The 26,568-nt window shown below is 46.5% G+C and carries 25 protein-coding genes, 6 tRNA genes and 1 riboswitch; of the genes, 9 read left to right on the top strand and 22 right to left on the bottom strand.

What is annotated here, in order from left to right; all coding sequences use genetic code 11:
• Positions 1-5 precede the first annotated feature (5 nt).
• Positions 6-1,214, top strand: coding sequence for an MFS transporter (locus G9G57_RS08010; protein ID WP_103042304.1), 1,209 nt, complete (start codon positions 6-8; stop codon positions 1,212-1,214).
• A gap of 131 nt (positions 1,215-1,345) precedes the next feature.
• Here the strand turns inward: G9G57_RS08010 and kdpC are convergent, their stop codons facing one another.
• The 5 genes from kdpC to G9G57_RS07985 all read right to left on the bottom strand — a co-directional run bounded on the left by kdpC (position 1,346) and on the right by G9G57_RS07985 (position 6,655).
• Entirely contained in the window at positions 1,346-2,074 is a 729-nt protein-coding gene (gene kdpC, locus G9G57_RS08005) for a potassium-transporting ATPase subunit KdpC (RefSeq protein ID WP_164964805.1), read from the bottom strand.
• A gap of 19 nt (positions 2,075-2,093) precedes the next feature.
• The gene (gene kdpB / locus G9G57_RS08000; protein ID WP_164964804.1) at positions 2,094-4,124 is read right to left on the bottom strand and encodes a potassium-transporting ATPase subunit KdpB; all 2,031 of its coding nucleotides are present in this window, start codon (positions 4,122-4,124) and stop codon (positions 2,094-2,096) included.
• Positions 4,125-4,176: 52 nt separating this feature from the next.
• Positions 4,177-5,853: a potassium-transporting ATPase subunit KdpA gene (kdpA, locus tag G9G57_RS07995; protein WP_164964803.1), complete on the bottom strand. Its 1,677-nt coding sequence runs from the start codon at positions 5,851-5,853 to the stop codon at positions 4,177-4,179.
• Between the two features lie 145 nt (positions 5,854-5,998).
• On the bottom strand, positions 5,999-6,076 hold the full coding sequence (kdpF, locus tag G9G57_RS26385) for a K(+)-transporting ATPase subunit F (protein ID WP_080561203.1): 78 nt from the start codon (positions 6,074-6,076) through the stop codon (positions 5,999-6,001).
• Positions 6,077-6,259: 183 nt separating this feature from the next.
• On the bottom strand, positions 6,260-6,655 hold the full coding sequence (locus G9G57_RS07985; RefSeq protein WP_016820703.1) for a hypothetical protein: 396 nt from the start codon (positions 6,653-6,655) through the stop codon (positions 6,260-6,262).
• Positions 6,656-6,768: 113 nt separating this feature from the next.
• A riboswitch (cyclic di-AMP (ydaO/yuaA leader) is annotated at positions 6,769-6,940 on the bottom strand.
• Between the two features lie 463 nt (positions 6,941-7,403).
• Between G9G57_RS07985 and G9G57_RS07980 the strand changes: the two genes are divergently transcribed.
• A complete protein-coding gene (locus G9G57_RS07980) occupies positions 7,404-7,889 on the top strand; it encodes a glutathione peroxidase (RefSeq protein ID WP_016820704.1) in 486 nt (161 codons plus the stop codon).
• Positions 7,890-8,038: 149 nt separating this feature from the next.
• On the opposite strand, the gene G9G57_RS07975 is transcribed toward G9G57_RS07980, so the two are convergent.
• Positions 8,039-8,121 (bottom strand) — tRNA-Leu (locus G9G57_RS07975).
• A gap of 263 nt (positions 8,122-8,384) precedes the next feature.
• On the opposite strand from G9G57_RS07975, the gene G9G57_RS07970 reads away from it, so the two are divergent.
• A complete protein-coding gene (locus G9G57_RS07970; RefSeq protein WP_016818370.1) occupies positions 8,385-9,122 on the top strand; it encodes an urease accessory protein UreF in 738 nt (245 codons plus the stop codon).
• Between the two features lie 290 nt (positions 9,123-9,412).
• Positions 9,413-9,634, top strand: coding sequence for a Rha family transcriptional regulator (locus G9G57_RS07965; protein ID WP_013369935.1), 222 nt, complete (start codon positions 9,413-9,415; stop codon positions 9,632-9,634).
• 116 nt (positions 9,635-9,750) lie between these two features.
• Here G9G57_RS07965 and G9G57_RS07960 read toward each other — a convergent pair whose 3' ends face one another.
• The 6 genes from G9G57_RS07960 to G9G57_RS07935 all read right to left on the bottom strand — a co-directional run bounded on the left by G9G57_RS07960 (position 9,751) and on the right by G9G57_RS07935 (position 11,735).
• The gene (locus G9G57_RS07960) at positions 9,751-10,134 is read right to left on the bottom strand and encodes a helix-turn-helix domain-containing protein (RefSeq protein ID WP_016818371.1); all 384 of its coding nucleotides are present in this window, start codon (positions 10,132-10,134) and stop codon (positions 9,751-9,753) included.
• An 87-nt stretch (positions 10,135-10,221) separates the two neighbouring features.
• Positions 10,222-10,596, bottom strand: a complete 375-nt coding sequence (locus tag G9G57_RS07955) for a helix-turn-helix domain-containing protein (protein WP_164964802.1) — start codon at positions 10,594-10,596, stop codon at positions 10,222-10,224.
• A gap of 186 nt (positions 10,597-10,782) precedes the next feature.
• Complete coding sequence (locus tag G9G57_RS07950) at positions 10,783-11,238, bottom strand: MarR family winged helix-turn-helix transcriptional regulator (RefSeq protein WP_017426529.1); 456 nt, start codon at positions 11,236-11,238, stop codon at positions 10,783-10,785.
• Between the two features lie 165 nt (positions 11,239-11,403).
• A tRNA-Leu gene (locus tag G9G57_RS07945) sits at positions 11,404-11,486 on the bottom strand.
• A 15-nt stretch (positions 11,487-11,501) separates the two neighbouring features.
• Positions 11,502-11,577: transfer RNA gene (locus G9G57_RS07940), tRNA-Lys, on the bottom strand.
• Positions 11,578-11,663: 86 nt separating this feature from the next.
• Positions 11,664-11,735 (bottom strand) — tRNA-Glu (locus tag G9G57_RS07935).
• 246 nt (positions 11,736-11,981) lie between these two features.
• Between G9G57_RS07935 and G9G57_RS07930 the strand changes: the two genes are divergently transcribed.
• Both G9G57_RS07930 and G9G57_RS07925 read left to right on the top strand, forming a co-directional pair.
• Positions 11,982-12,743: a DeoR/GlpR family DNA-binding transcription regulator gene (locus G9G57_RS07930; RefSeq protein WP_017426528.1), complete on the top strand. Its 762-nt coding sequence runs from the start codon at positions 11,982-11,984 to the stop codon at positions 12,741-12,743.
• A 72-nt stretch (positions 12,744-12,815) separates the two neighbouring features.
• A complete protein-coding gene (locus G9G57_RS07925; protein ID WP_045244038.1) occupies positions 12,816-13,691 on the top strand; it encodes a Cof-type HAD-IIB family hydrolase in 876 nt (291 codons plus the stop codon).
• Positions 13,692-13,859: 168 nt separating this feature from the next.
• Here the strand turns inward: G9G57_RS07925 and G9G57_RS07920 are convergent.
• The 3 genes from G9G57_RS07920 to G9G57_RS07910 form a co-directional block, all read right to left on the bottom strand.
• Positions 13,860-13,948: transfer RNA gene (locus G9G57_RS07920), tRNA-Ser, on the bottom strand.
• Between the two features lies 1 nt (position 13,949).
• Positions 13,950-14,025 (bottom strand) — tRNA-Asn (locus G9G57_RS07915).
• Positions 14,026-14,069: 44 nt separating this feature from the next.
• Complete coding sequence (locus G9G57_RS07910; RefSeq protein ID WP_045244039.1) at positions 14,070-14,582, bottom strand: SprT family protein; 513 nt, start codon at positions 14,580-14,582, stop codon at positions 14,070-14,072.
• A 142-nt stretch (positions 14,583-14,724) separates the two neighbouring features.
• Between G9G57_RS07910 and cmpA the strand changes: the two genes are divergently transcribed.
• Entirely contained in the window at positions 14,725-14,859 is a 135-nt protein-coding gene (cmpA, locus tag G9G57_RS07905; protein WP_016821163.1) for a cortex morphogenetic protein CmpA, read from the top strand.
• Positions 14,860-14,962: 103 nt separating this feature from the next.
• Here cmpA and G9G57_RS07900 read toward each other — a convergent pair whose 3' ends face one another.
• The 6 genes from G9G57_RS07900 to G9G57_RS07875 form a co-directional block, all read right to left on the bottom strand.
• Positions 14,963-17,185, bottom strand: a complete 2,223-nt coding sequence (locus tag G9G57_RS07900) for a Tex family protein (RefSeq protein WP_185156679.1) — start codon at positions 17,183-17,185, stop codon at positions 14,963-14,965.
• A gap of 178 nt (positions 17,186-17,363) precedes the next feature.
• Positions 17,364-17,714 carry a type II toxin-antitoxin system PemK/MazF family toxin gene (locus G9G57_RS07895; RefSeq protein WP_007429335.1) on the bottom strand — a complete coding sequence of 117 codons (351 nt, stop codon included), beginning with the start codon at positions 17,712-17,714 and terminating at the stop codon, positions 17,364-17,366.
• 6 nt (positions 17,715-17,720) lie between these two features.
• Positions 17,721-18,002, bottom strand: coding sequence for a CopG family ribbon-helix-helix protein (locus tag G9G57_RS07890; protein ID WP_007429334.1), 282 nt, complete (start codon positions 18,000-18,002; stop codon positions 17,721-17,723).
• A gap of 293 nt (positions 18,003-18,295) precedes the next feature.
• Positions 18,296-19,492: an alanine racemase gene (alr, locus tag G9G57_RS07885; protein WP_103042652.1), complete on the bottom strand. Its 1,197-nt coding sequence runs from the start codon at positions 19,490-19,492 to the stop codon at positions 18,296-18,298.
• A 267-nt stretch (positions 19,493-19,759) separates the two neighbouring features.
• Positions 19,760-21,037, bottom strand: a complete 1,278-nt coding sequence (locus tag G9G57_RS07880) for an outer membrane lipoprotein-sorting protein (protein ID WP_164964801.1) — start codon at positions 21,035-21,037, stop codon at positions 19,760-19,762.
• A gap of 110 nt (positions 21,038-21,147) precedes the next feature.
• Positions 21,148-21,780 (bottom strand): LysE family translocator, encoded by a 633-nt coding sequence (locus G9G57_RS07875; RefSeq protein WP_045244041.1) that lies wholly within the window; start codon positions 21,778-21,780, stop codon positions 21,148-21,150.
• Positions 21,781-22,014: 234 nt separating this feature from the next.
• On the opposite strand from G9G57_RS07875, the gene G9G57_RS07870 reads away from it, so the two are divergent.
• Positions 22,015-22,986, top strand: a complete 972-nt coding sequence (locus G9G57_RS07870) for an ABC transporter substrate-binding protein (RefSeq protein WP_107733997.1) — start codon at positions 22,015-22,017, stop codon at positions 22,984-22,986.
• Between the two features lie 109 nt (positions 22,987-23,095).
• Complete coding sequence (locus G9G57_RS07865) at positions 23,096-24,817, top strand: ABC transporter substrate-binding protein (RefSeq protein ID WP_107733998.1); 1,722 nt, start codon at positions 23,096-23,098, stop codon at positions 24,815-24,817.
• 27 nt (positions 24,818-24,844) lie between these two features.
• On the opposite strand, the gene G9G57_RS07860 is transcribed toward G9G57_RS07865, so the two are convergent.
• Positions 24,845-26,476, bottom strand: a complete 1,632-nt coding sequence (locus tag G9G57_RS07860; RefSeq protein WP_107733999.1) for a formate--tetrahydrofolate ligase — start codon at positions 26,474-26,476, stop codon at positions 24,845-24,847.
• Positions 26,477-26,568 lie beyond the last annotated feature (92 nt).

Below are 26,568 nucleotides of genomic sequence, written 5' to 3'. Positions count from 1 at the left end.
TAATGATGAAAATGAGTAAAGGGGTACACAATAAGCAAAAGGCTGCTCTAATCGTTGTCGGATTAGCTGTATTCATTGACATGTTAATCTATGGATTAGTCGTACCCATTTTGCCAAGATACGCAGATTCTCTCGGAGCCACTCAAACCGAAATCGGATTTTTGTTCAGTAGTTATGCAATTGCACTATTTATAGCTACTCCTATTTTTGGTCTGTTAACGGATCGGATTGGGAGAAAGACTCCTCTGTTATGGGGGTTAATTGGACTCATAGCTTCCACTTTAATGTTCGCCATAGCCCACACCTTCTGGCTGCTTGTACTGGCACGTGCTCTTCAAGGGGTCGCAGCCGCAATGACCTGGACAGCAGGGCTCGCTCTGCTGGCTGAGCTATACCCATCTGAAGAACGCGGCAAAGCCATGGGCTTGGCGTTATCTGGGCAAGCCGCTGGAACCCTTCTCGGACCGACAATAGGCGGTTGGTTGTATCAATGGGGAAGTTACCAACTCCCTTTTTACTTTGCCATCGCATTGGCTGTCGTTGATGCTATACTTCGATTAGTACTCCTGCACGATATTCCGGAAGAAAAAAATGAAAAGTACGTATCTCCTTTTTCGTTCATGAAAAATAAAGATTTGCTTTTGGTTATCGGGGTTGTAATTATCGGTGCATCCGTCCCAAGCGTACTTGAGCCAACATTACCGTTACACCTGCAGCACAATTTTAGCGCTAATCCAGGAGTTATTGGACTGTTATTTGCTATTCCCACACTTGCTTATGGCCTGGCAACCCCCTTTATAGGTCAATTCTCCAGCAAGATCGGCTATAAAAATGGAATTCTCCTCGGTCTACTTATGGTATCCATTGCTCTTCCTCTAACTGCACTTCCAGCAATATTATCACTTCAAGCTGTTATTTTAGCTGTTTTAGGAGTTAGCATGGGTATGGTTCTTGCTCCCTGCTTACCTCAACTTGCTGATATTTCTCAACGAAGTGGAATTCATTCTTATGGAATTACTTTTGCTCTCTATAACACGGCATACTCGATTGGTCTAATGATCGGCCCTATTTTGAGCAGTACTCTCACCGATTTAATGAATATTAAATTATCTTACTTAGTCATTGGTATTATTGTATTAATATACATGTTGGTACTCGCTTCAGCCTTAAGGAAAGCCAAAAATTCATCAAACAATATAAAACTAAGTAAATAAGTAAACAACAAATTCATATCACCTATAAGAAATAAAATACTTCCTTTGCAGCTATCCATCCCAGAGCACCCTAACCCATAGAAAAAGGTATCCCTCCAAACTTATCGCTCAGGGATACCTTTTTCGTCCATCTATGACTTAACTGGCTTAACCTTCATTAGCGCTTCAAGTGCGAGATTCAGCTTGAGCACGTTCACACGCGGCTCGCCGAACACCCCGGCGCTGCGGCCTTCTGTCTGCTCCTGCACCAGCGCCTTCAGCTGGTCCTGCCCAATTCCCGTCAAGCCGCTAATACGTGGAATTTGAGCCTGTGCCGCCTGTGGCGAGATGTGCGGGTCCAGACCAGAGCCGGAGTTCGTAATCAGGTCCAATGGAACCTGACTGACGGGTACATCCGGGTTATGCTTCTGCCAATCCGCAATAGACTCCTTGATCCGCTGCACCAATGCCGGGTTCGAGGGTGCGTAGTTACTTGAGCCTGAACCAGCTCCATTATAATCGATACTTGATACCCGACCTTGAAAAAACGCCGGATTGGCAAAGGATTGTCCAATCAGCTCAGAGCCGATCACCCGCCCCCCCGTGTCACGAAGCATACTGCCGTTTGCTTGCTGTGGAAACAGGACTTGCGCCACTCCTGTGCTGACCAGCGGGTATGCCAAACCGCACAATAGGATCATTAGCACAGAAGTTCGCAAAGCCACTCCAATAACCGTGCTTCCTCGCATCTCTTGTCTCTCCGGTTGATTTTCCGGCACTGCCTCCGTCCCTGTACGCTTGTTATGACCTTGTCCGCCAGACCCGGCTTTCTCATGTGCAGCAAACCTGCGTCCAGATAACATCCGATAAAAACCACTCATGTCGCTCACCCTTTCTGCACTAAATCCACAAATGTACCAGCAAATCAATGGCCTTAATGCCGACAAACGGTACCACCATACCGCCCAGACCATAAATCAGTAAATTCCGTCCCAATAGCCGATCCGAGCTCATTGGCTTATACTTTACACCCTTCATTGCCAGCGGAATCAGAAGTGGAATAATGACTGCATTAAAAATAAGCGCCGATAAAATAGCCGATAACGGGGAGCCCAGCCTCATGACGTTTAATGCACCCATTTGCGGAATAGCCAGCATGAACATCGCCGGGATAATGGCAAAATATTTAGCCACATCGTTCGCAATACTGAACGTTGTCAATGCCCCACGTGTCATAAGCAGCTGCTTGCCGATAGCGACCACCTCAATAATTTTGGACGGATCAGAATCCAGGTCCACCATATTAGCAGCTTCCTTGGCCGCGACTGTGCCGCTATTCATGGCTAGACCGACATCTGCCTGGGCCAGCGCAGGGGCATCATTGGTACCATCTCCGGTCATAGCCACCAGCTTACCCTGCTCCTGCTCCCGGCGGATAACCGCAATTTTATCTTCCGGCTTGCTTTCAGCTACAAAGTCGTCCACTCCCGCTTCCCGTGCAATGGTAGCTGCTGTCAGCGGATTATCACCTGTACACATAATCGTGCGGATGCCCATTTCCCGGAGCTGATCAAAGCGCTCCTTCATGCCCGGCTTCACCGTATCCTTCAAATAAATAATGCCGTATATCCGATCATCCAGCGCCACTGCTAGCGGTGTACCTCCTTCTGCGGCTACCTGATTCGCTTTTTCCTCCAGATCGGCCGGAACACTGCCTTTTTGCGATACAATCCACTGCCGGACAGAGTCCACGGCGCCTTTGCGTACTCTTCGTCCATCAGCGAAATCCAGACCACTCATCCGGGTTTCTGCCTTGAACTCGATAAAGGTTCCACCTGCTGCCAAGGATTCATCCAGCGTGTATTCCTGCTTACGCATCAATTCCAGTACCGAGCGTCCCTCAGGCGTCTCATCCTTTAGTGAACTCATCGCCGCCCATTTCGCTAGCTCTGCCTTTTCTATACCATCTACAACCACGAATTCACTCGCCATCCGGTTACCGAAGGTGATGGTACCCGTTTTATCTAGAATCATCGTATTGATGTCCCCGGATGCTTCTACCGCCTTGCCTGACATGGCCAGCACGTTAAACTGGGTAACTCGGTCCATACCAGCAATCCCAATGGCCGACAAAAGCCCGCCAATCGTGGTCGGAATCAGACAGACCAGCAACGAAATCAGCACGGGGACAGGCAAATCAATCTTAAAATGACGGGCTATCGGGGCCAGTGTCACCACCACAATGAGAAAAATAATCGTTAAGCTAATCAGCAATGTATTCAGCGCAATTTCATTTGGCGTTTTTTGCCGCTGTGCACCTTCCACGAGCGAAATCATTTTATCAATAAACGTCTCACCCGGCTCAGTCGTAATCCGCACCTTAATGCGGTCACTGACTACCCGCGTCCCGCCAGTTACCGAGCAAAAATCACCGCCCGATTCCTTAATGACCGGAGCTGATTCTCCCGTAATTGCAGATTCATCCACCGAGGCCAGGCCTTCAATAACCTCACCATCGCTTGGAATCATTTCGCCCTGAGAGACGATTACCAGGTCACCTTTACGCAATGCTGTTGAGCTGACCACCTGAATCTCATTCCCGACGAGCTTATTAGCTTGTGAGTCCTGCTTGGATTTTTTCAAGGAAGCAGCTTGTGCTTTCCCCCGTCCCTCCGCGAGCGCTTCAGCAAAGTTAGCAAAAAGCAGCGTGAACAACAAAATAATAAATACAGCCAAGTTAAAGCCCATTTCCTTGCCGGTTCCAAAATAACCGGGAAGCAGTAGCATGAGCAGTACGACCAATGTACCGATCTCCACGACGAACATGACAGGATTTTTCATCATGATCATCGGATTTAATTTGATAAAGCTATCCTTGACCGCCTGCTTCAAGATGCTTCTATCCAGCATGCGTTTGCGTTGTTCCTTCATGATCAAGCACCCCGTTCATCCATTCTCATTTTCCTTCTATGCTCATTCTTCATCACATGGTCAAAAATTCAGCTACAGGACCCAATACGATCACCGGCAAAAAGGTTAACGCACCAATCAACAGGACCACTCCGATTAGGATGGCTCCAAACAGCTTGTTGTCCGTGCGCAGTGTACCCATCGTCACCGGGGTCGGCGCTTTGGCATTCAACGAAGCCGCCACAGCCAGCAATGCAATCATGGATACATATCGTCCAAAGAACATAACCGCTCCTGTCGTAACGTTCCAAAACACGTTGTTATCCGAAAGACCTTCAAATCCCGAGCCGTTATTTGCCGCAGATGATGCATATTCATAGAGCACCTGAGTCAACCCGTGATATCCGGGGTTAGAGACCGCATCATATCCCCAATGACTCATAAACGCAAGCGCAGTGGGAGCAAGAATAAGAAACGGATGTACCAAAATGGCAATCGCAATCAGCTTCATTTCCTTGCCTTCAATTTTCCTACCCATAAATTCCGGGGTTCTTCCGACCATCAGTCCGCATATAAACACTCCCAGAATCGCATACATCAGCATATTCATCAGCCCGACGCCCTTGCCGCCAAAAATGACGTTTAGCATCATTTCTCCCAAAGCAGCCATACCACCTAGCGGGGTCAATGTATCATGCATATTATTGACCGAACCTGTCGTTGCCGCCGTTGTGACCGCAGTGAATAATGCCGATTGTCCAATGCCGAAACGAACCTCTTTCCCTTCCATGCTTCCCTGAGATGCATCCATACCCAGTGCCTGAATTAACGGATTACCTGTTTTCTCCGACACATACGTTATGGTTAGAAAAATAAGGAACAAGACCATCATCGAGCTGAAAATAATCCAGCCCTGCTTGCGATTACGGGCAAACAATCCAAATGTATACGGCAGCGAAGCCGGCATTACCCACATTGCCAAAATTTCCAGTACGTTCGTCCAAGGATTTGGATTTTCAAAAGGATGCGCAGAATTAGCTCCCGCAAAACCGCCCCCGTTCGTGCCCAAATGCTTGATGGATTCCAATGAGGCAATGGGTCCCATAGCAATCTGCTGCTGTGTACCACTTAAAGTCGTAATATCCGCCGTGGGTTGTAGCGTCTGTGGTACTTTTAATCCCACCAGCACCAGCGTAAGTACAAAAGCAAGCGGCAGGAAAATCCGTATGTTGGCTTTAATAAAATCTTGAAAAAAATTACCCAGCCCTTCACCGCGCCGCGTCAATCCCCTCATAAAAGCCGCAGCAACCGAAAACCCCGAAGCAGCCGAAGTAAACATCATCATCGTGACGAACGCCATCTGTGTCAGATACGTAAGCCCGCTTTCTCCGCTGTAATGTTGGAGATTCGTATTGGTCATAAAGCTGATTACTGTATTAAAGGCCAATGATGCTTCCATATTACTGTTCCCAACCGGATTGCCCGGAAGTATAGCCTGCAAGCGCAATAGCAGGTAGCTGATCCCCACAAGCACCACATTGGTTGCAATGAAACTCATAGCATACGTGGTCCAGCGCATGCTGTCTTGTTTCTTCAAACCTACAGCCTTATAAATCAGCTTTTCCGTTCCACCAAAAATACGATCCGTCCGATTCGGTTCATTCGAGAATACGTGATACATATAGGTGCCCATCGGCTTTACCAAGAGCAACAATATGATGATCACAATCCCAATTTGCAGTAGCTCCATCCTCTATTCCTCCTTAAAATGCCCCTGCATTTGGAACAACAGACCTGATTCAGACCATCCATTGAGTGCACACGTTTGCGAAAATCTGCATCTCTGATGCTGCATTCTTGATCTGCTGTTCCCGCCTGCTCGATCCTATAGTTGACTAGAATTTTTCAGGATTCAGGAGTGCGTAGATTAAATACACGAACACAATAGCCGTAAGTCCTAGCACAACGATCATCCTCTTCGCCCTCCTTTTGAGGTCTGCGCATCACACCAGCGTACAAACAGCAGTATCACTCCATAACTCACAGCCATTACGAGCAGCATGTATAAATCCATCATGTTCATACCCTCCGTATCGCTTTTCAGATTGCCCTTTTGATTCCATCATAAAATCATAAACCAGCTATGTTATAAGTGCTTATCCGTTCAGCAGGAAACCCACCTCTCCGTTCAATGTGTAGATCACATGGTCCGCTCCCAATCCCCGATAAATTCCTTGTGGATTACAGCCGTGCGTAATAACATAGATCAATTCTGATGTTAGTGGCCGACATATTTGCAGGAAACGGCAAGTTAGATTCAAGCTGTTTTCGAACAAATACACACTACCAATTTCTTTTTTAGGAAAATTCCATTTTCCCGCTTGCATCGTATTGATGCGCACAATGTGCTCCACACCCATTTTTTTAAGCTGTCGTTCCTCCTGGGTGCTATTTGTGAGAACTGCAAACGCCAATTTTTTGAACATAAGCAATTTCACAAAACTTCTGCCCGCTTCATTCGGTGCAGTGACAATAATTAACCGACCTTCCATCAGTAGCTCCTCTCCCGGTATAAAAAGACAACAAAAAGAAGCCGAAGGAAAAAGGCTTCCTCCGGCTTCATACATTCCATGATAAAATAAACCATGGCTGCACACGGCGGTTTGTTGCCTCTCCCTGTACGCTTACGAGGTTAGCTGTCGGATTCGGACGTGAGAGTCGCCCTATTTACGGCACTTGGCCGGAAAATTCACCCCATGAGACACACGGCTTGCAAAGCCGTATATACTCGTTGGTTCCCCCGCTTTTGCAACTGCAAAATTCAGCGCTTTAGACAATTCGTTGTTGCTTCATTGTTGTTAATTTGAAATTACGTCTTGAATCATACACCCGTGCAAGGAAGACTGTAAAGCTCAACGGCAAGGCTATAAATCACCCTTTAGAGCATAGAAGATTAAGGATAACGCTTACAACCAACCTATGCTTCTCGTATCTCTCTAAAACTCTGTATTTCACCTCTTTTTGAAAATGAAAGGCATGTCAATATTGGCGTAGGGTATGGTACGGTTGCCCTTTATTTATAAAAAAGAAAGAAAATGCGCTATATGTACTAGATAATTATCGAATGAAGCCTTTTTTATGAGAAGAAACACCTCAATTTGCTCCATTTGAAGTGCGATTTACCGTTTTGAACAAAAGACGATTTTACAATGCACAATGTCTGTAGACTCTTCTGGACTTGCAACCCCTTGTTGAATTGTTCACAATTTAATTGTAGAATATTTAATTAGGAGGGATATCATGAGCGTATATAAATATGATGCACAGACCCTACAAGGGGCACAAATTCCGTTATCCACATACGAAGGGAAAGTTCTTCTTATCGTGAATACTGCCAGCAAATGTGGCTTAACCCCCCAGTACAAGGCGCTACAAGAGCTATATGACCAGTATCATGAACAGGGGCTCGAAATTTTGGGATTTCCCAGCAACCAGTTCGCCAAACAAGAGCCGGGTTCCAGCGAGGAGATCTCCGAGTTTTGCCAACTCAATTACGGAGTGACTTTTCCCATGTTCGCCAAGACAGATGTTAACGGTGATCAGGCACATCCTCTATTTCGCTACCTGACCCACACTGCTCCAGGCGTATTAGGCTCCAAAGCGATCAAATGGAATTTTACTAAATTCTTAATTACACGAGAAGGTAACGTATTTAAGCGTTATGCGCCGCAAACCACTCCAGACAAGCTTGTAGGAGATATTAAGAAGCTTTTGCAGAAAAACTGACAATCTTTATGCATTACAGTTAACGAGCGGTCCGTTGTCCATACGACTGCTTCTGTGACGGGAGGATATGACGAAAAGTATTTAACAAAAAAAGCATCCCTTCACGTAAAACGTGTCAGGATGCTTTTTCAACTGGGTATTGCATATAATGCGGTCGAGAGGACTCGAACCTCCACGGGCGTACGCCCACTACCCCCTCAAGATAGCGTGTCTGCCATTCCACCACGACCGCATGTCATAATGTATTGAGGCAACAGATTTATTATACTCTCTCAGCAACAATTTGTAAACAAGAATATTATAATTATTTTTAATGTAACTTTATATAACATATATAAGCAATAAAATTATTTAATTTGACATAATTGAGTTCGAAGTGTAAATATATATTACATAAATGTTTAAATTATTATTATAAAAATAAGATTTGAGTCAAATAACATCACACAAACATTCACTTCAAGGAGGCGAACCGTCCTGCATAAAGGTAACCGGTTGCTAAACTACGCATTATTGTTGGACCCTTCCCTACCTATTGGTGGTTTCACCCGTTTCTACGGATTGGAGGAGCGTTTCCGCGCTGGACACCTGAACAGTCTACAGGATCTGAAACATTACATGCGAGACGATTGGTATCCTCAAATCACAACCCTTGACGGCATGGCCATTAAAAGTCTGTATGCAGCCATCCAGCAGAATGACGGTTGGCGGATCGCCCTTATTGATAAAATGCTGCACGCCCAACATCCTTCCTTGCAGCATGTAAAAGAGTCGCGACTTTCTGGCCAGCGACTGCTCAAGCTCACCAAGGCTCTCTATCCTTGGCTCGCATTTGACCAACTGGAAGACACACTCACTCAATACAATGCAATTGGCACACTCGCTACTGTCCACACTTGGATTAACTCCCTCCTCGGAAGCGATATAGAACAGACCATTCACGGCTATTTTGCCACAGCGGTATCCTTCTGTATCGAAGATGCCTTTAGACTGCTCAATCCTCCTTATGAGGAAAAAAATCCTCTTATCGATCATATGACCAGCGAGTTGCTTACCACCTGGAAGAAGATTAACAAACCTACGCCAAGCTCATATCAGCGCCATCTTTTCCACAGCCATCGGACCAGCTCCTACATCACTCAGCCACCCTATATGAGCCATAGCAGCCAATTGAATGCATCCAGACCCTTTTCCTCCTCCGTCCTATTTAAACACCTTCCAGCATCCCTCTGATGCGTCGTTTACCAATCTAGCAGTCACAATAAAAATACTCTGCCCTTTTCTCAAGCGGCAGAGTATTTTTATTCATGTATCCCAAATTCACACCAATAACAGACCATAGTCGGATTATTTTCACTTTTTGCACTTAATTAAGTAATCATTTTAACAAAATACCGTATTTAAGATTGTATAAACACGTATAAAAGTGTATCATAGTTTTAGATGGTTAATTCTAACATGTTTACTGATGATTATTATATCACACCAATTATTCCGTAAGAATCCGTAAGGGGCGATTTCTCTTGAACAACAAAATGCCTGTCACCTCCTTCGGGTGGGCCATCAAACAAAGGCTTGTCGAGCTTCGGCTGGATCAGAAAACATTTTGCGAGACACATAATATTCCGCCTTCACGCTTGTCCAATCTGATTCACGGCACCCGCAAAGCACAAAGGTACAGAAAACAAGTTGCTGCAATTCTGAATATCGACGATAACGATTATAAGGAGGCGACACCACACTAAACCGAACAAGCATTTCAGCAACCAATGCGTCGCCATATTATCAGGAAACCAAATAAACCCGTAAACCGAACCCTCAGTTCGTTTTACGGGTTATCACCCAGGCGTTTAGCCATAGATTATTCAAGTTTTGTTTTGTCCTTCTCTCTTTTTTGCTTACGGTACTTCGCAAATTCAACGTATTCTAAAATAAAGTTCTGTTCTTCTGTCTCAAGATCTTCAGCCTGGCAATTCAGTGGCCCCATCACCCCAAAAAAATAAGCAGCCTTCTGCTCCTGAAGCACGCCTTCCCCTGGCTTAATCCCTTTCATCAACCAGTCGAGCGATACATTAAAAAAGTCCGAAATCTGAATCAAATGGGCGGTACCTGGCGTTGTTTTTCCCCTTCTCCAATCACCGAGATTCCCTGAGCTAATTTTAAGCTTTTCACAAAATGCCTTCTTGGTCATTCCTCGATCCTTAATTAAAGCTTCAATCCGCTGATAAATAGTTTGATCTCCCACAACGTTTCCCCTCCGACACTGTAGCTTTTTCTAATTAATTTTCAATTGTACATATTAGAATGTCCTTATCAAATCCCACAGCAAACATTAATCAGTAGTTGAATTGGGCTGGTCTTTCTCTTTACGAAAGCGGGTAAATTCAATATACTCAAGTATAAAATCTCTTTCCGCCTCACTTAGCGATCCCCCCTGGCAATTCAGTTGCCCTGAAGCTCCAAAAAAATAAGGGTCCTGCGACTCCTTCAGCACCTTACTCTGCACGTCTCGACCCAGCATAATCCAATCCAGACTAGCGTCAAAAAAAGAAGCGATTTCTATGAGTTTATTCGTGCCTGGTGTCGTTTTTCCTCTTTTCCAATCTCCAAAGTTCCCTGTACTAATGCCCAACTGCTGGCAAAACGCCTTTTTCGTCATACCTCGTTCCTTAATGAGCTCCTCAATGCGTTGGTAAATAGATTGCATAGAAGTTCCTTCCTCCCTAGCAGGCTCTCCAAATAACGATATCATGTCCCTTGTTCCCTTTTCAAAGATCACGTGTGCCAAAATTACCGAATTATGTATGTTGGTTTTCATTATACCACAATATGCAACAAAAACCGCCTGTTTTCCGAAGAAAGGGCGGTCTTTAAGTCAGTTCGCTTACGCCAATCACGTAGCAGAGTTGTCGATTTTAAGTAAAATCCGCTTCAATTCGTTCAACGTTTCACTTAAGTGCAATAAATCTTCTTCCGGCAGATACACCAGTCTCTCTTGAATTTTATTAGAGAAGGTATGAAACACCTGTTCACAAAAAGCGTCGCCTTCTTCTGTAATGGCTACGTTCACGACTCTACGATCCGAGTCGCACGATTGACGGTCAGCCAACCCATGCTCCACCAGCTTATCCAGAAGAGGAGTCATGTTTGGACGAGAGACATTTAGTTGTTTGGACAAATCGGATACCGTAGACGAACGCACTTCACGCAGAAGCAAGAGTACCTGAAAGTTATTAGGCGACAAATGCAACGGAAAATCAAGCGGACCGTAGGTGAAAAATTTCTTCTTCACAATCGGAAACAAGCCCAAAATATTTTCTGATATATTTCCTAACAGTTGAGTGTCCATATTTTTCACCGTCACTTCATAAGTTTATATATTTATTATTCTATAACATTATGGCGTTATATTATACTATGGAATCATTATTTCATCATAATCATTGTTTAATTGCATCCATGCACAAATAAAAAAAGCCTCTAACGCGAGAGACTTTTCCGTTTATTCCATTGATGCGGTCGAGAGGACTCGAACCTCCACGAGCGTACGCTCACTACCCCCTCAAGATAGCGTGTCTGCCATTCCACCACGACCGCATAACAAAATATAAATGGTGAGCCATGAAGGACTCGAACCTTCGACACCCTGATTAAAAGTCAGGTGCTCTACCAACTGAGCTAATGGCTCATGCTGTTCATCCTAGCTGTCCGCCATTAGATCAGACCTCAGGAATTCCCCTTAAGCATGCAACATGTAGTCTGTAAAGACAACAATGACCCGTAGGGGATTCGAACCCCTGTTACCTCCGTGAAAGGGAGGTGTCTTAACCCCTTGACCAACGGGCCTTATGAATGTACACCAACTTGGCGACAAGAAAGAGTATATCAAATAGAATAGTAAATGGCAATACTTATTTTTAAAATTTTCAAAAAAGCTATTTTATATAATTGTAAAATGCATATTTACTTACATCAACTTATTTATTATCATCTAAACCCTGAAAAATCACGATAAATGATTGCAAAATCACTTACATTTACTTATAATCACTTACGAGATACCGAAATGATTATATATTAGAGGAGCTTTTTATGTATCAGGAAGAACGAATGTTAAAAATCGTTGATTACTTACAGCTTCACAAGCGTATTTCGGTGGATGATATTTGCGAAATTTTTAATGTTTCACGGGATACGGCCCGCCGAGACCTGGTAAAACTTGAGGAGCACCAAAAAATTATTCGTACCCGCGGCGGCGCCCTTCTCCCTAAACTGCATCACGATCCAATTGGAAATTATAACGAAAGACTGCTTACTGTATCTGAGGAGAAGCAAGTGATCGGACAATTGGCTGCCAGTATGGTACGAGATAGGGATCGTATTATATTGGATTCCTCTACCACCGTACAGGCGTGTGCAGAAAGACTGAATGTGCAGGAATGTTCGGTTATCACCAATTCAATCAATCAGGCTGACGTACTATCTGGAAAAGACGGTGTCTCCATTCATCTATTGGGGGGCCGCCTCCAAAAAGAACACCGATATGTATACGGCTCGTCCGTAATCGCCACTTTGTCTCACTATTTTGTAGACAAAGCTTTTATCGGGATTGGAGGCATATCAGCTCACGGACTAAGCCTGATTCATGAAGAGGACGGTATGCTGAAGCATCAGATGATGAAACAGGCAGATCAGGTGATCATCCTTGCGGACCATTCGAAATTCGGAATCAATTTCCCGTATCGTTTTGCTGATTTGTCTGAGGTTAATATCGTGATCACCGATCGCTTACCAGAACCGGCGATGCTGGAAATTTTGCAACACCATGATATCGAAGTTGTTGTCCCCTCATAAACTTGAAGCCAATCGCTCTAACTAGACGCAATATGTATAACAGAGATATCAGAAGACAGGAGCTGGAGAGAAATGAAACTGTTTGCGATTGATATGGATGGAACGCTATTGAACGAGGAAGGAAAAATAAGCAAAGCCAACGCAGAGGCAATCCGCAAGGCACAGCAGCAAGGTGTTCAAGTGACGATTGCCACTGGCAGAGCCGCTTATGATGCCTGGACAAAGCTAGAGGAAGCAGAGCTGGTTACTCCCGTCATCGGGGCAAACGGCGCCACTGTGCACGATGTGCATCGTCGCCAGCTAACCTCTACTCCTATGGGCCGGAGCGAAACATTTGAAGTGCTAAGCTGGCTCGAGGGTAACGACTTCTACTATGAGGTCATGACAGACCGGGCTATTTATTCTCCACAAAAGGGGCATCAGCTACTTGCTGTTGAAATGGACCGCTTGCTGAGCGCCAACCCAGATATTTCGCTGGATACTTTATTACATGCAGCTGAAAAACAATATGAACAGACCGGGCATACCCGCATCGCTTCATATGAGCAGATTCCACTGGATGTAGAGATATATAATGTGCTCTGTTTCTCCTTTGATCACGCCAAATTGGAACGGGGGCGTAAACGTTACCGAGATTTTCAAGGTCTAAACATGGTCATCTCCTCAGATCGCAACTTTGAAGTCGAGCATAAGGATGCGTCTAAAGGTAATGCATTGCTTTATCTCGCGAATTATCTGAACATCCCTATGCAGGAAGCCGTAGCGATCGGTGACAGCTATAACGATATTTCCATGCTGACGATGGCCGGAAGAGGTATTGCCATGGGCAATGCAAATGACGACATTAAGGCTGTCTGCTCCGAAGTTACCCTGACCAATGTGGAAGATGGCGTTGCTAATGCTCTGTTGAACCTCCTCAACACCGTCGAGGCTGACACTGTGAAATAGAAGGGATTAGTTGCGTACTGCGTACAACTCAGGCTAACGCTGCTTCATGCTGTACGCAACATGTCCGTCTTACATATAACAATTCTTAAAAAGCAGATCTAGACGAAAAAGACGCTCGCAAGCATGGTTACCATGCATACGAGCGTCCTTTTCTGTTTGAAATACCAACGGAGAGAGAGGGATTCGAACCCTCGCACCGCTTACGCAGTCTAACCCCTTAGCAGAGGGTCCCCTTATAGCCACTTGGGTATCTCTCCATGGCTCCCCGAACAGGACTCGAACCTGTGACAACTCGATTAACAGTCGAGTGCTCTACCAACTGAGCTATCAGGGAATATTACTGTAGATTATCATACAGTATGGTTAATTTACCATGAATCAGGGGGCCTCGTCAAGTGCCAACAAGCGAAGTTTACCTCCACATTTCCCACAGCGATATCGCTGTGGATTCATTTTACGCTTACGCATATACTCCTGTTGACAGGAAACACACACAAGCTTGTAACGATAAGGCTGAGGCTTTCTTCCCACTCTTCCCGGTAGGGTCTGACAATGCCTGCTTCCTCCTACGCGAGCCAGCCATGCTTTGAAATCAGCATCACGATGCTGGTAGCCCATTCCGCGCAGATGTAGATGATAATGGCACAGCTCATGCTTTATAATTTTTTCCACCTCAGAACGTCCATAAGCTGCGAGTTGATGTGGATTAATTTCAATATGATGACTTTTCATAAAATATCGACCGCCTGTAGAAGACAGGCGCGTATTAAAGGTGGCTTGATGTTGAAACGGCACGCCAAAGCTCTCCAGCGAGATGCGCTCTACCCATTCTTGAAGTTCTTTATTACTCATGGAAGGGTTCATTGAATTGCTCAGAGACTTGGACTCCATCCTTATGGTTTCCCTCCTTTGCTTCATACTGACAAGCATATTATAAAATGACGGCCGAAGTCTAACCCTGGTTCATAAGCACACTTTAGGTATCCACCCCATATGCTAAACATACAGATGTAACGCAGAGGAGGAGATCGGCTTGCCTCAATGGCTCAGCAACCAGCTCATGCGGGCCTTTTACAAGAAGGACCGACGCCAAATTAAACTGTTGAACGATTGTTGGTTTTTTTATCATAAAGCACCTGGTATAGAATTTGACGCCAACAACGGGTAGAAGCAGAAAAGTTCCAGAAATGAAAAACCGGAGTCTCCAATATGATTCGGAGATTCCGGCTTTTTTTACTCTCACAAAAGGTTATACAGGTTTATTTAAAGCACTATGCCTGTGACTGCGCATCTGCGGGAGGTTTCATAGTCAGACCTACCCTGCCTTTTTTCAAATCAACATTCAACACCCACACGGTTACGTTATCACCAACAGATACAACATCCATCGGATGCTTAACAAAACCACTGCGCAGCTGTGAAATATGAACCAACCCGTCACTTTTAATACCGATATCCACAAATGCACCGAAATCAATGACATTGCGGACCGTTCCCTGAAGTTCCATACCCGGTGCCAGATCCTCGATCTTCAACACATCCTTGCGGAATACAGGCAATGGCAACTCGTCGCGCGGGTCACGACCTGGTCGCTGGAGGCTGTCCAAAATATCCCGCAATGTTGGTACACCAACTTCCAGCTTCGCAGCCAGCTGATCAATATTAGACACATTCAGCGCTTCTGTTGCAACTTTCGAACCCAGATCATGGGCACTGATACCTAGCTCCGCCAACAGACGGTCTACGACAGCATACGATTCAGGGTGAATCGGTGTGCGATCCAGTGGATTTTCTCCACCCGGTATACGGATAAAGCCAACGGATTGCTCGTAGGTTTTTGCGCCAAGACGCGGCACCTTCTGCAACTGACGACGGTTGCTGAATTTACCGTTTTCCTCACGATACTTAACGATGTTTTTAGCAATAGTAGCGTTGATCCCTGCTACGTAGGACAACAGCGCCGAGGAAGCCGTGTTCACATCCACACCGACGTGGTTAACAGCGGATTCCACAACGTCCTTCAAGCTCTCATCCAGATGTTTCTGCGACACATCATGCTGGTATTGACCTACACCAATGGCCTTCGGCTCAATCTTGACCAGCTCAGCCAGCGGGTCCTGCACACGACGCGCGATGGACGCCGCACTGCGCTCAGCTACGTCCAAATCAGGAAATTCTTCCTGTGCCAGCTTGGAGGCAGAGTATACGCTCGCACCTGCCTCATTGACGATCAGATACGCGAGGCTGTTGTCACCAATATCCGCGATGACTTCGGCTACGAATTGCTCTGTCTCGCGTGAGGCGGTTCCGTTACCAATGACAATCAACTCGATGCCATATTTGGCAATCAGCTGCTTGAACGTTTCGGCAGCCTCACGTTTCTTGTTGTTCGGCGGTGTTGGATATGTCACAGCCACTTCCAGCAGCTTGCCTGTGTCATCGACAACTGCCAGCTTGCAGCCTGTCCGATAGGCCGGATCGACTCCAAGCACACGACGCCCCTTGATCGGAGCCTGTAGCAACAGGCTGCGCAAATTGCCTGCAAAGATAGTGATGGCCTGCTGTTCACCCTTCTCTGTCATTTCAGCGCGCACTTCACGTTCGATAGATGGCGCGATAAGTCTTTTATACGCATCCTCAATGACACTGCGTAGCAGGTCTTCCACCACAGACGATCCTTTAATCACTTGGCCAGCCACATAATTGTAGATGGAATCTGGTGCTACCTCCAGACCAACCTTAAGAATGCCTTCCCGCTCCCCGCGATTAATCGCCAGAATACGGTGAGGCGGCATTTTTTTAGCCAGCTCACGATAGCTATAGTAATTCTCATACACAGACTCTTGCTCGGTATCCTTCGCTTCAGAGGTCAGCATCCCATGATCCAGCGTGTATCGGCGCACCCATTGGCGAATAGCCGCATCATCAGCTATATTTTCGGCCAAAATATCCATAGCTCCTTGGATAGCTGCCTCAGGGGTTTCGACTCCCAGCTCAGCATTCACATAGGATTCAGCTTCTTTCAAAACATCACCCTGCTTCGGCTGCCCCCAAATCCAGATGGATAGCGGCTCCAACCCCCGTTCCTTTGCCACACTGGCGCGAGTCTTGCGCTTTTGCCGATATGGACGGTATAGATCTTCCACTTCCTGAAGTTTAACCGCAGAGGTGATAGCAGCCTGCAGCTCTTCAGTCAGCTTGCCCTGTTCATCAATAATGCGGATGACCTCTACCTTACGATCCTCCAGATTACGTAAATACAGCACACGATCTTCAATTTCACGCAGCTGATTTTCATCCAGCTCTCCTGTCATTTCCTTACGATAACGCGCGATAAAAGGAATTGTATTTCCTTCATCCAATAAACTGATCGTTGTCCGGATTTGCTTGAGTGCCAGCGACAGCTCTCTCGCCACTTGTTTGACAATCCGTTCTTGGCGTTCTGCTTCGTTCGGCTCCTGCCCAATTTCCGTCTTCATTTCCTCGTTAGACAAACCTATCCCTTCTTCCTCACAGCTCTTGTCATACATCATGTCTTTTATTATCACAAAAAATGATTCAAAGCGCCAGCAGGTGACGTAAAAGCAAGCCCTACCTGTATTTTTCTTCGGACATGCAAAAGGACAGCGCTAGAGCGCTGTCCTTTCCCGTTTCACTCGTCGTTCCATCATACTAAAAATCAATCAAACCGAGACTGATCTGTAGCGAATCGCTCACTTTGCGCATGGTTTCTTCATCCAAATGGGTGATTTTGTCGGTAAGCCTTTGCTTGTCGATCGTCCGGATTTGCTCCAGAAGAACAACAGAATCACGATCAAAGCCATGCGTCGCCGCGTCGATTTCCACGTGTGTAGGCAGCTTTGCCTTCTGAATCTGTGCTGTGATGGCTGCTACGATCACGGTAGGGCTAAACCGGTTGCCGATATCATTTTGAATGATCAGCACAGGTCTGACGCCACCTTGCTCGGAACCGACTACGGGTGAAAGGTCTGCAAAAAAAACGTCGCCGCGCTTTACGATCAATATGGATTACACCCCGCTAACTGTACGGCCCAAGGTGCTGTTTGCATCTTCCTCCGCGTGAAAGGCTTCAGATGCCATGGTCAGGTTAATTTTAGCCATTTCCATGTATCCACGCTGCATAGCTTCACGAATGTAACGTTTTTTACGTTCACCTACATAAAGCTTCATTGCCTGCCTGATAAATTCACTGCGGTTGGAATTCTCCATAGCTACGATCCCGTCCACTTCCTGCAAGAGATGATCTGGCAAACTGATCATTATTCTTTTGGTGTTCTGCAAATTGGCCAACTTCTCTTCCACCCCCAAAACCTTGTCGCCATTGTACCATTATAACGTTATTCCCGGTAATTTATTCAAACGGAATATAAGAGAATGTATATGATATGCGTATATCATCTATGCTGCATTCCATTATAAACTACGCAGTTCGTTTTCGTACAGGCGTTTGATCCCCGAAATACAAGTGTCAGCGGAGCCTAGTGCGTCTTTTGACAGTTATAGCGCTCTTTTCTTTCCTTTGTACATATTTCGGGACGTTCTACGAAAACTCCTGCTTTTATCCGGTAATTTGCGTTATGAAATTAATTCCAGCGGGTTGGAAGAAGCGAGTTCACCCGAACGACAGGAACATGATCTCGCATGTAAACACGCGGTACCCTGTCTGCGATCATGCAGATCACCTCGTAGTGGATCGTACCAAGCTTGGATGCCAGCTCATCCGCCGCAATGATTTCGCCGGACTGCTGGCCGATGAGAACAACCTCTTCGCCGGTTTGGATTTCTTCCGCATCCTCTGCGAAAGATTGTAAGGATACCATACACTGGTCCATGCAGATCGTACCGAGTACAGGGACGCGACGACCGCGTATCAACACTTCGACCTTCCCACTTAGCATGCGGGAGTATCCATCCGCATAACCAATTGGCAGTGTGCCGATCCGCTCTTCACTAGAGGTCACATACCGGGTGCCGTAGCTAACCCCCCAGCCGGGAGGAAGCGTCTTGGTATAAACCACCGCCGTCTTTAATGACAATACAGGCAACAGTTCAATGACTTGCCGGTTAACCTCATCAGACGGATACAGACCGTATATACTGATGCCAATCCGCACCATATTGGGGGAAAGGGAAGGGGTATCAATGGTGGCCGCGCTGTTGCCCGTATGTATAATGGGAATAGAAATACCTTGTTCCCTTAGCGCATCCGCCACGCCCCGAAACCGATCATATTGTAGCAGTGTATAGCTTTTATCTTCTTCATCCGCACGGGCAAAATGGGTGTACATGCCTTCCAGCAGCACCTGCTCTAATTCGTGAACCTGCCAGACAAAAGCCAAAGCTGCTTCTCCAGGCAGCAAACCGAGTCTTCCCATACCGCTGTCTATTTTGATGTGCACCTTCAACTTGCGTTCGCTTCCTTGGCGATCCAATCTGCGGATACCCTCCAGCACTTCCTCACTAAACACAGTCAATGAGATATCATGCTCCCAAGCTGTTTGGACAGCTTCAGGTGAGGTATAGCCGAGTACAAGGATCGGCAGTCCAACCCCCGCATGACGAAGCTCCAGAGCCTCATCCAGAAAAGCGACGCTCAAATAATCCGCACCAAGGCGTTCCATTTCCTTTGAAATTTCTACGGCACCGTGACCGTAGGCATTAGCCTTGACACAGACCAGCATCAGCTTATCCGCAGGCAATGCCTTGCGAAAGGCCTCATAGTTGGCGCCAAGGTGATCCAGGTTGATTTCGGCCCGGGTCGATCTGTATTGTGCTTGCAAAATCCAGTCACCTTCTTCAATTGTTAGCCTGTAACGTAACCTTTTACCATTTTGGATATAGCAAAATCCTTGCTTCCAAAGGTTAATGGTAATGTTCAGAGACGTGGCTGTCAATGGCAGGGGGCTCTGCCAGCCTCCTCTACCATCTTTACAATAGAACAAGATATACAAGCGATGCACATCTTAGACTGCGAATGAACAAAAGACGGATACGGGCGGTAGCAGAGCATTTTACACTCTAGACCGTCTGCATCCGTCTATAAAATTTTATTTACCCGATTGTTCCTGTATAGAAGCGGCAATTTTTATCATTTCGCTCACAGGCAAGTCAGCACTGGTGATTCTGAACTCTATTCCATCATTCATCCAGGTCATCGTCTGCTGTTCACTTCCTGTCAGCACGGCAAAACTTCCTCCAATATCAACCAGTTCGCCTGCCGTCAATGCGACCGCCCGATCTTTTGGACGCGCCTCCACAATGGTATAGTTATACGTTCCGCTGTACCGCAGCATCACTGCATGTGTACCATTATCCTCCAGCTCCGGCGTATCCTTGATTTGTACTCCGGCTGGCGTGTAGGACGGTTCAATCAAGCCGAACTCACCCAACACAGCTTCTGCGGCATCCGTTCCCGCTGACGTTCCAGTTGCAGCATCCGCTGTGCCCGGTGTTTGTTGCTGCTCCTCTGCGTTAGCTGCTGCTTGCGACTTGGACGTATCGCCAGTGACAGCTCCGTCGCTCTTCGCTTCACCAGACGGTTGCTGGACATCGCCCCCTACGGTTCCCTGCTCTTGTCCGGCTTCACTGGACGTCACGCCAGTCGTCCCTTCTAACGTACCGGTCGTATCAAGCGGACCGCTGGAATCCACTGCCCCTGAAGATGGCGATCCCTCGTTACCTGCATTCGTTTTTCCGGAAGCCATATTTCGCTCCATATCAAAGGAATCCTTGTCAAACTTCGTATCAAAAGCAAATTGATCGAATTTCAGATCGACAACCACCTTGGCATTCGCATCAGATACTTGTACCTGAGTAGGGGCATAGTTGTTTTTGGATAGCCAAATCTTTTGCCTTACCAGCGCATGGCTGTTGTAGTTCGCGGCCACATCAAACACATACGATTTATCGTCGGTAGCCAACTGACGGGAGGCATCACCGATAATGCTGCGAACCAGCGTTTCATATAAATATACCTGACCCTGATTGTTTGGCCAGTCGCTTTTGAAACGGAAACTCTTGTTCAGGCTGGGGGTCAGTACAAATACACCCTCATCATTACGAAGCACGATTTGCGTAACATCCTTTTTCTCGTTCGTCATGGCAATTCGGTAATAGGACGGCTTGCGATAGGAAATATCCACCTTGTATTCCTGCGGCGTGTCGCCGGTATGCAGCGTCATCAAAGCTGTACCGTGGTAGCTGTTCAGGTCGCTCACCACGTCACTCAAATCTTTAACCACATCGTCTGCGCTCTTCTTGCCGCACCCGGCCAGCAGCAACGTTACACACATGACCATGGCAAGCATCCATGAAATCCGGCGCATGTCATCAACCCCTTCAGCACATGTTTTAAATGAATTAGTACATGTCTATGAAGGACTTGTTCGATTTATGCAGACTGGCATGACAAGCTTGAGCGTATCCTTGTGTAATGCTATAAAATCTTTTGAAGACTGATCATAAATTCATACAGGAAATAAACCGAAAAACCAACCAAAACCACACCGGCACAGATTGTAACCCACTTGATGGCGGTTCTGTTCATGGCTTTTCGTGTTGTCGCTACGAGGGTCATCAAGCCTAAATCATGGATAAGAATACCAAACAAAATACCTAAACCAACAATCAAAAATTGACTTGTATTTGACCGATCAAATGAACTTGCCAGCACAGTCCCAAAAACACTTACCCAGAACACTAAATTCCCTGGTGAAACAGCTACAAGCAGCCCATTTTTATAGGAAGAAAATAATGATTTCGTCTTTTTCTCTCCTTCTAGTGCAATATCATGATCCGCATTTTTAATGCTGTCGTACCCCACGTAGCACAGAAATATGGCTCCAACGAGCCACATGATCACCTGTACAACAGGTAAGGACAGAACAGAGGCCAGACCAAAATATAAACCAATGATTAATAACAAATCGATGGTCATCCCCCCGAGCCCCACAATCCATCCATGCATAAATCCATTCTTTAGCCCTTGCTTCGTCATTTCAACCGTAATGGTACCTACAGGTAGTGCTATGGAGAAACCTAGTAAAACATATGTAATGAACAATGCCATTTCAAAACCCCTTTCAAATGTATAAAAACGTTATTCTATACTATAAAAAATGACAAATCAATAAAATGTTGAAGCCTGTATGAGCTTAAAACACATGAGACTTATTTTGTACAAAATCGGATTCATTGACCAAGTTTGTCCATTGAGTATTGAGGTTCCAGCACTTATCATTGCTTTTGTGATAATAATTCTCATTCGCAAATTTATGAACTATCATATTATACGGAGGTTGCTATGACCAACAAAAAATCTACTCGACAATACACTGCTCTGATCTGTCTATTCTCTCTTATGGGGGCATTGCTGCTAGGATGCGGCGCATCTGATAAGCAGACTGCAAGCAGCAACACAACAGCATCTACAACCTCGAAAGCTGCCACAACTCGTGCCTACACAGACTACAAGGGTCATACAGTAAACATTCCCACGACTCCTGGGCGCATTGCTTACTTCGGAGAAAACTATGGGGATCTATTGGTTTTAGGCGTACAGGCTGTTGGTACATCGACTTCTATGATCGAGGGAAAGATATATGAGAAAAAAGTTCAGAATGTATCGGACCTAGGATTTCCCATTGATTTAGAAAAAACATTGGCTCTACAACCAGACCTAATCATCACCGCCGATACGGATGAAAAACAATACGCAGCGTTAACGATAATTGCACCTACAATTATGTTCGATACCTTCGCTCCACTGAACGATCGTTTGCTACATCTCGGAGACATTGTGAACAAGAAAAAGGCTGCTGAGGACTGGCTTGCCCAATATAAAATCAAGGAAGCAGAGATGTGGACCAAACTTCATGCGCAAGGTGTTAAGTCGGGTGAAACAGCTTCGGTCTTTACCTACTATCCCGGTGACCGTTTGTTCGTCATGGCACGGACAGGCCTGTCACAGATACTATATGAAGAGAATGGTCTCAAGCCTACTCCTCTTATTCAGAAAGCGCTGGATGAGGACAAAGGATTCGTGCAATTATCACAGGAAGTAATCGGACAATACGCTGGAGATCGGATTTTCATACTAAGCACTCCAAGTTCAGAAGCCCAGCAATCCACCGAACAATTAATGAAAAGCAAGCTGTGGCTTCAGCTCCCTGCTGTCAAGCAGGGACATGTGTACATGCAGGACATTGGCAAAACCGAAAGTGATGCATCTACTCGGGAATGGTTGCTGGAGGAATTGCCCAAGCTCATAAAATAAGATTGGAGAAGCCTATCGTCCTTGTTGATAGGCTTCTTTTTTGTTGAACCTAAAGGAGGTATACTTATGCATATATGATAACCATTCTCAGTAAAAGGAGCTTTACACCGTGAATCAGCCTTCGTCGTCTGTAAATTCACCTCCACCCAACACACTGCTTTTTCATTTTAAAGGAATTGTGTTGGTTAGTGAGCCTACCGTTGGACTAATATCTCAATCAAATTCCGATCACTGTCTGCTTATGTTCATCGGCGGGGCTGGTAGGATGGATGTGGGTCAAGAACAATATGTATTCCATTCAGGTCATGGGTATTGGTTAACTCCTGGCGAATCCTATCGCATCGCTCCCTTGGATGGAACTGTTCCTGAATACTACAAAATCACGTTCAAGGTCATTACCATGCCGTTGGAGCCACAATCGGACGCGACCTTGGTTGAAAACGCAACGGGCATGCCATCCATATATCATGGATCTGTCCTGCCAGAACCGCGTGAATACATCGTTTCCTCTTCCTTCAAGCCTATTCAGTTGGCCGAAGAGTTATTTTATAGCACCCAACAAACAATACAGCCGCATAGACAAACCACTGCATTGCGTCAGCAAATCATGTTTCAAGAGCTGCTCTTACTGTGGCAGGAAGCCCACGTCCCTATTAAGCATAACGAGGGCTTTAATCCGACATTGCCTGCATCGGTGGAAAGCACCCTTGCATATATGGAAAACCACTACGAAAAGCCTATTACCGTCAAGCAGCTTGCCGAACAGGCCAACGTTTCCATATGGCAATACTCCCAGCTGTTTCGCAAAATAACGGGCAAAAAGCCGTTGCATTACCTCACTGAGCTGCGCTTGAACCATGCCAAGCGGCTGCTGCTGGGATGCAAACGGCCTTTACGTGAAATTGCCCGTCAGGTGGGTTTCTCTGACGAATATTATTTTAATCGGCGTTTTAGGCAAATGACCGGGGTTCCGCCGGGTAAATATGCGCTTTCCGCTCCCGGTTCTGTGTGCGTTAAGGATTGGACTGGCCACCATATTCATATCCCTCGTCGAGCGAGCCGCATCATCTATCACGGAGAAACGATGGGCGATTTGCTCGCGTTAGGAGCCACAGCCATAGGCGGAAGCCTGCGGCTCAGTGAATACAGCGTCTATAAGCATCGTCTTGAGAACGTAACTGACGTGGGACTTCCGCTGGATACCCGCTTGACCAGCGCTCTTGATCCTGATCTGATTATCATCGCTAACTCGGATGAACAGGAATATGAGCGTATTGCAAGCATCGCGCCCACCCTCACCTTCAACACCTTTGCCGCCCTGGAGGAACGACTGCGTACACTTGGCGCATGGCTCGATAAGGAACAAGAGGCCGAACGCTGGTTAGCGACCTTCACCGCTCGTAATCTGGCGATGTGGCAGCAGCTCAGCACGCATATCACAGCCGGAGAAACCGCCTCTGTTTTTATCTTCGACCATGGCGATCGGCTCTTTGTCATGGGCATGTCCGGATTCTCATCGGCCCTCTACCACCCGCACGGCTTCCAGCCTGTCGAGCCAATTCAAAAGATGCTTGATGAGGGACTGGGCTTCGCAGAAATTAATCCAAACGAATTGCCTGATTACGCTGGAGATCGCATATTTATGCTCGTCCCTACGGCACCAGACTCCAAGCATACGCTGGAATGCATGCTCAACAGCCCTCTCTGGCATAGCCTCCCTGCTGTACGTCAAGGCCAGGTATATTTCGTAGAAGCAGACCGCTGGAACTGGAGCGATGCCATGACTCGGCAAAAGCTGCTCACTGCACTGCCCAAACTGCTCGTTCATTGATGCTGAAATGCTGCTATTTTTCAAAAGCTACATGAGTCCTTGAATAGTCCCATCTGCCTCCAGCGACATATGCTCAGCTGCTGGAGATTTGGGCAATCCTGGCATCGTCATGGTATTACCTGTTTCCACGACTACAAAGCCTGCGCCTGCGGACAATGATACGCTGGACACGTGAATGGTGAACCCCTCCGGCGCACCTAGCAAGGAAGGTTGATCTGAGAAAGAATACGGCGTTTTGGCCATACATACAGGCAGTTGTCCAAAACCAAGCTGCTCCATACCAGCCAACGCCCGTTTGGCTGCAGGCGTGTAAGCCACCTCTGCCGCACCGTAAATCTCCTTGGCAATGACACTAATTTTCGCTTGTAAATCAAGCGTATGATCATATAGCGGCGCAAAATGGGCTTTGTCCTTCTGAAGTAAGTTCAGCAGGCTTTGGGCCAATTTTTCTCCCCCTTGGCTTCCCTGCGCCCATACTTGTGAAAGCTCTGCAGGTACACCCAGCTTGCGGCATTCTGAGAAAATCAAATCCAACTCGGCTTCGCTATCTGTTACAAAATGGTTAATCGCTACCAATACAGGCACACCAAACTTTTGCAAATTCCGTACATGTCGGCTCATATTGGCTAATCCGAGTTGCAATTGCTCCAAATTTTCCGCATCCAGCTCATGTTTAGCTACACCGCCGTTATATTTCAGCGCTTTGGCGGTTACAACCAGCACAGCCGCATCTGGCTGCAAGCCGGACTGGCGGCACTTGATGTCAAAGAACTTTTCCGCTCCCAGCTCAGCCCCAAATCCCGCCTCTGTGACGACGACCTCTCCCAGCTTCAACGCCAGCTTTGTACCGATCAGACTGCTACATCCATGGGCAATATTAGCAAACGGTCCACCATGCACAATAACCGGAGTGCCTTCCAACGTCTGCACTAGATTAGGCTTTAATGCTTCCCGAAGCAGCACAGCCATTCCTTCCACCGCGTGCAGATCCTCTGCTGTTACCGCTTCACCGGATTCGTTATATCCAATCACCATCCGACCCAACCGTACTTTAAGATCGTTCATATTTTCACTTAAGCATAGCACCGCCATGACTTCCGATGCCGAGGTAATCAGAAAGCCGCTTTCTCTTACCGCTCCATTCCCCGTCCCCAATCCAGTCACAATACTTCGCAAGCTCCGGTCATTCATATCGACAGCCCGTTTCCACACGATTCGGTCTGGCTTCAGCCGCAAAGCATTTCCATGGAACAAATGGTTATCAATCATCGCTGCCAGCAAATTATGTGCTGCCGAAATCGCATGTATATCCCCTGTAAAATGCAGATTAATGTCTTCCGCCGGAACAATCTGGGCCTGTCCTCCCCCAGTGGCTCCACCTTTCATCCCAAAGCAAGGTCCAAGGGACGGCTCACGCAGCGCAGCAACGGTTTTATGCCCCATCGCGTTGAGTGCCTGGGACAGCCCGATGGTTGTCAGCGTTTTTCCTTCTCCAGCCGGAGTGGGATTCATCGCTGTAACCAGCACCAGCTTTCCATTCGGGCGATCCTTTAACTGTTCCCATAGAGATGGATTCAGCTTCGCTTTATACTTTCCATACGTCTCCAGATGCTCTTCTTCAATTCCTGCTTCTTTGGCTATATCAATAATCCTCTTCATCTTTCGTTATGTACCCCCCGTTTTATAAGTCTGACCCATGGTGTCGAACCCTTTATCATTTTATTCTACCAAAGTGTACGGTTTATTGCGCT

Source organism: Paenibacillus sp. EKM211P (genome assembly GCF_011066175.1).
In the GTDB taxonomy this organism is placed as follows: Bacteria; Bacillota; Bacilli; order Paenibacillales; family Paenibacillaceae; genus Paenibacillus; species Paenibacillus polymyxa.
Note: the sequence above shows the minus strand (reverse complement) of the source record. Positions and strands in the feature narration are given on the sequence as shown.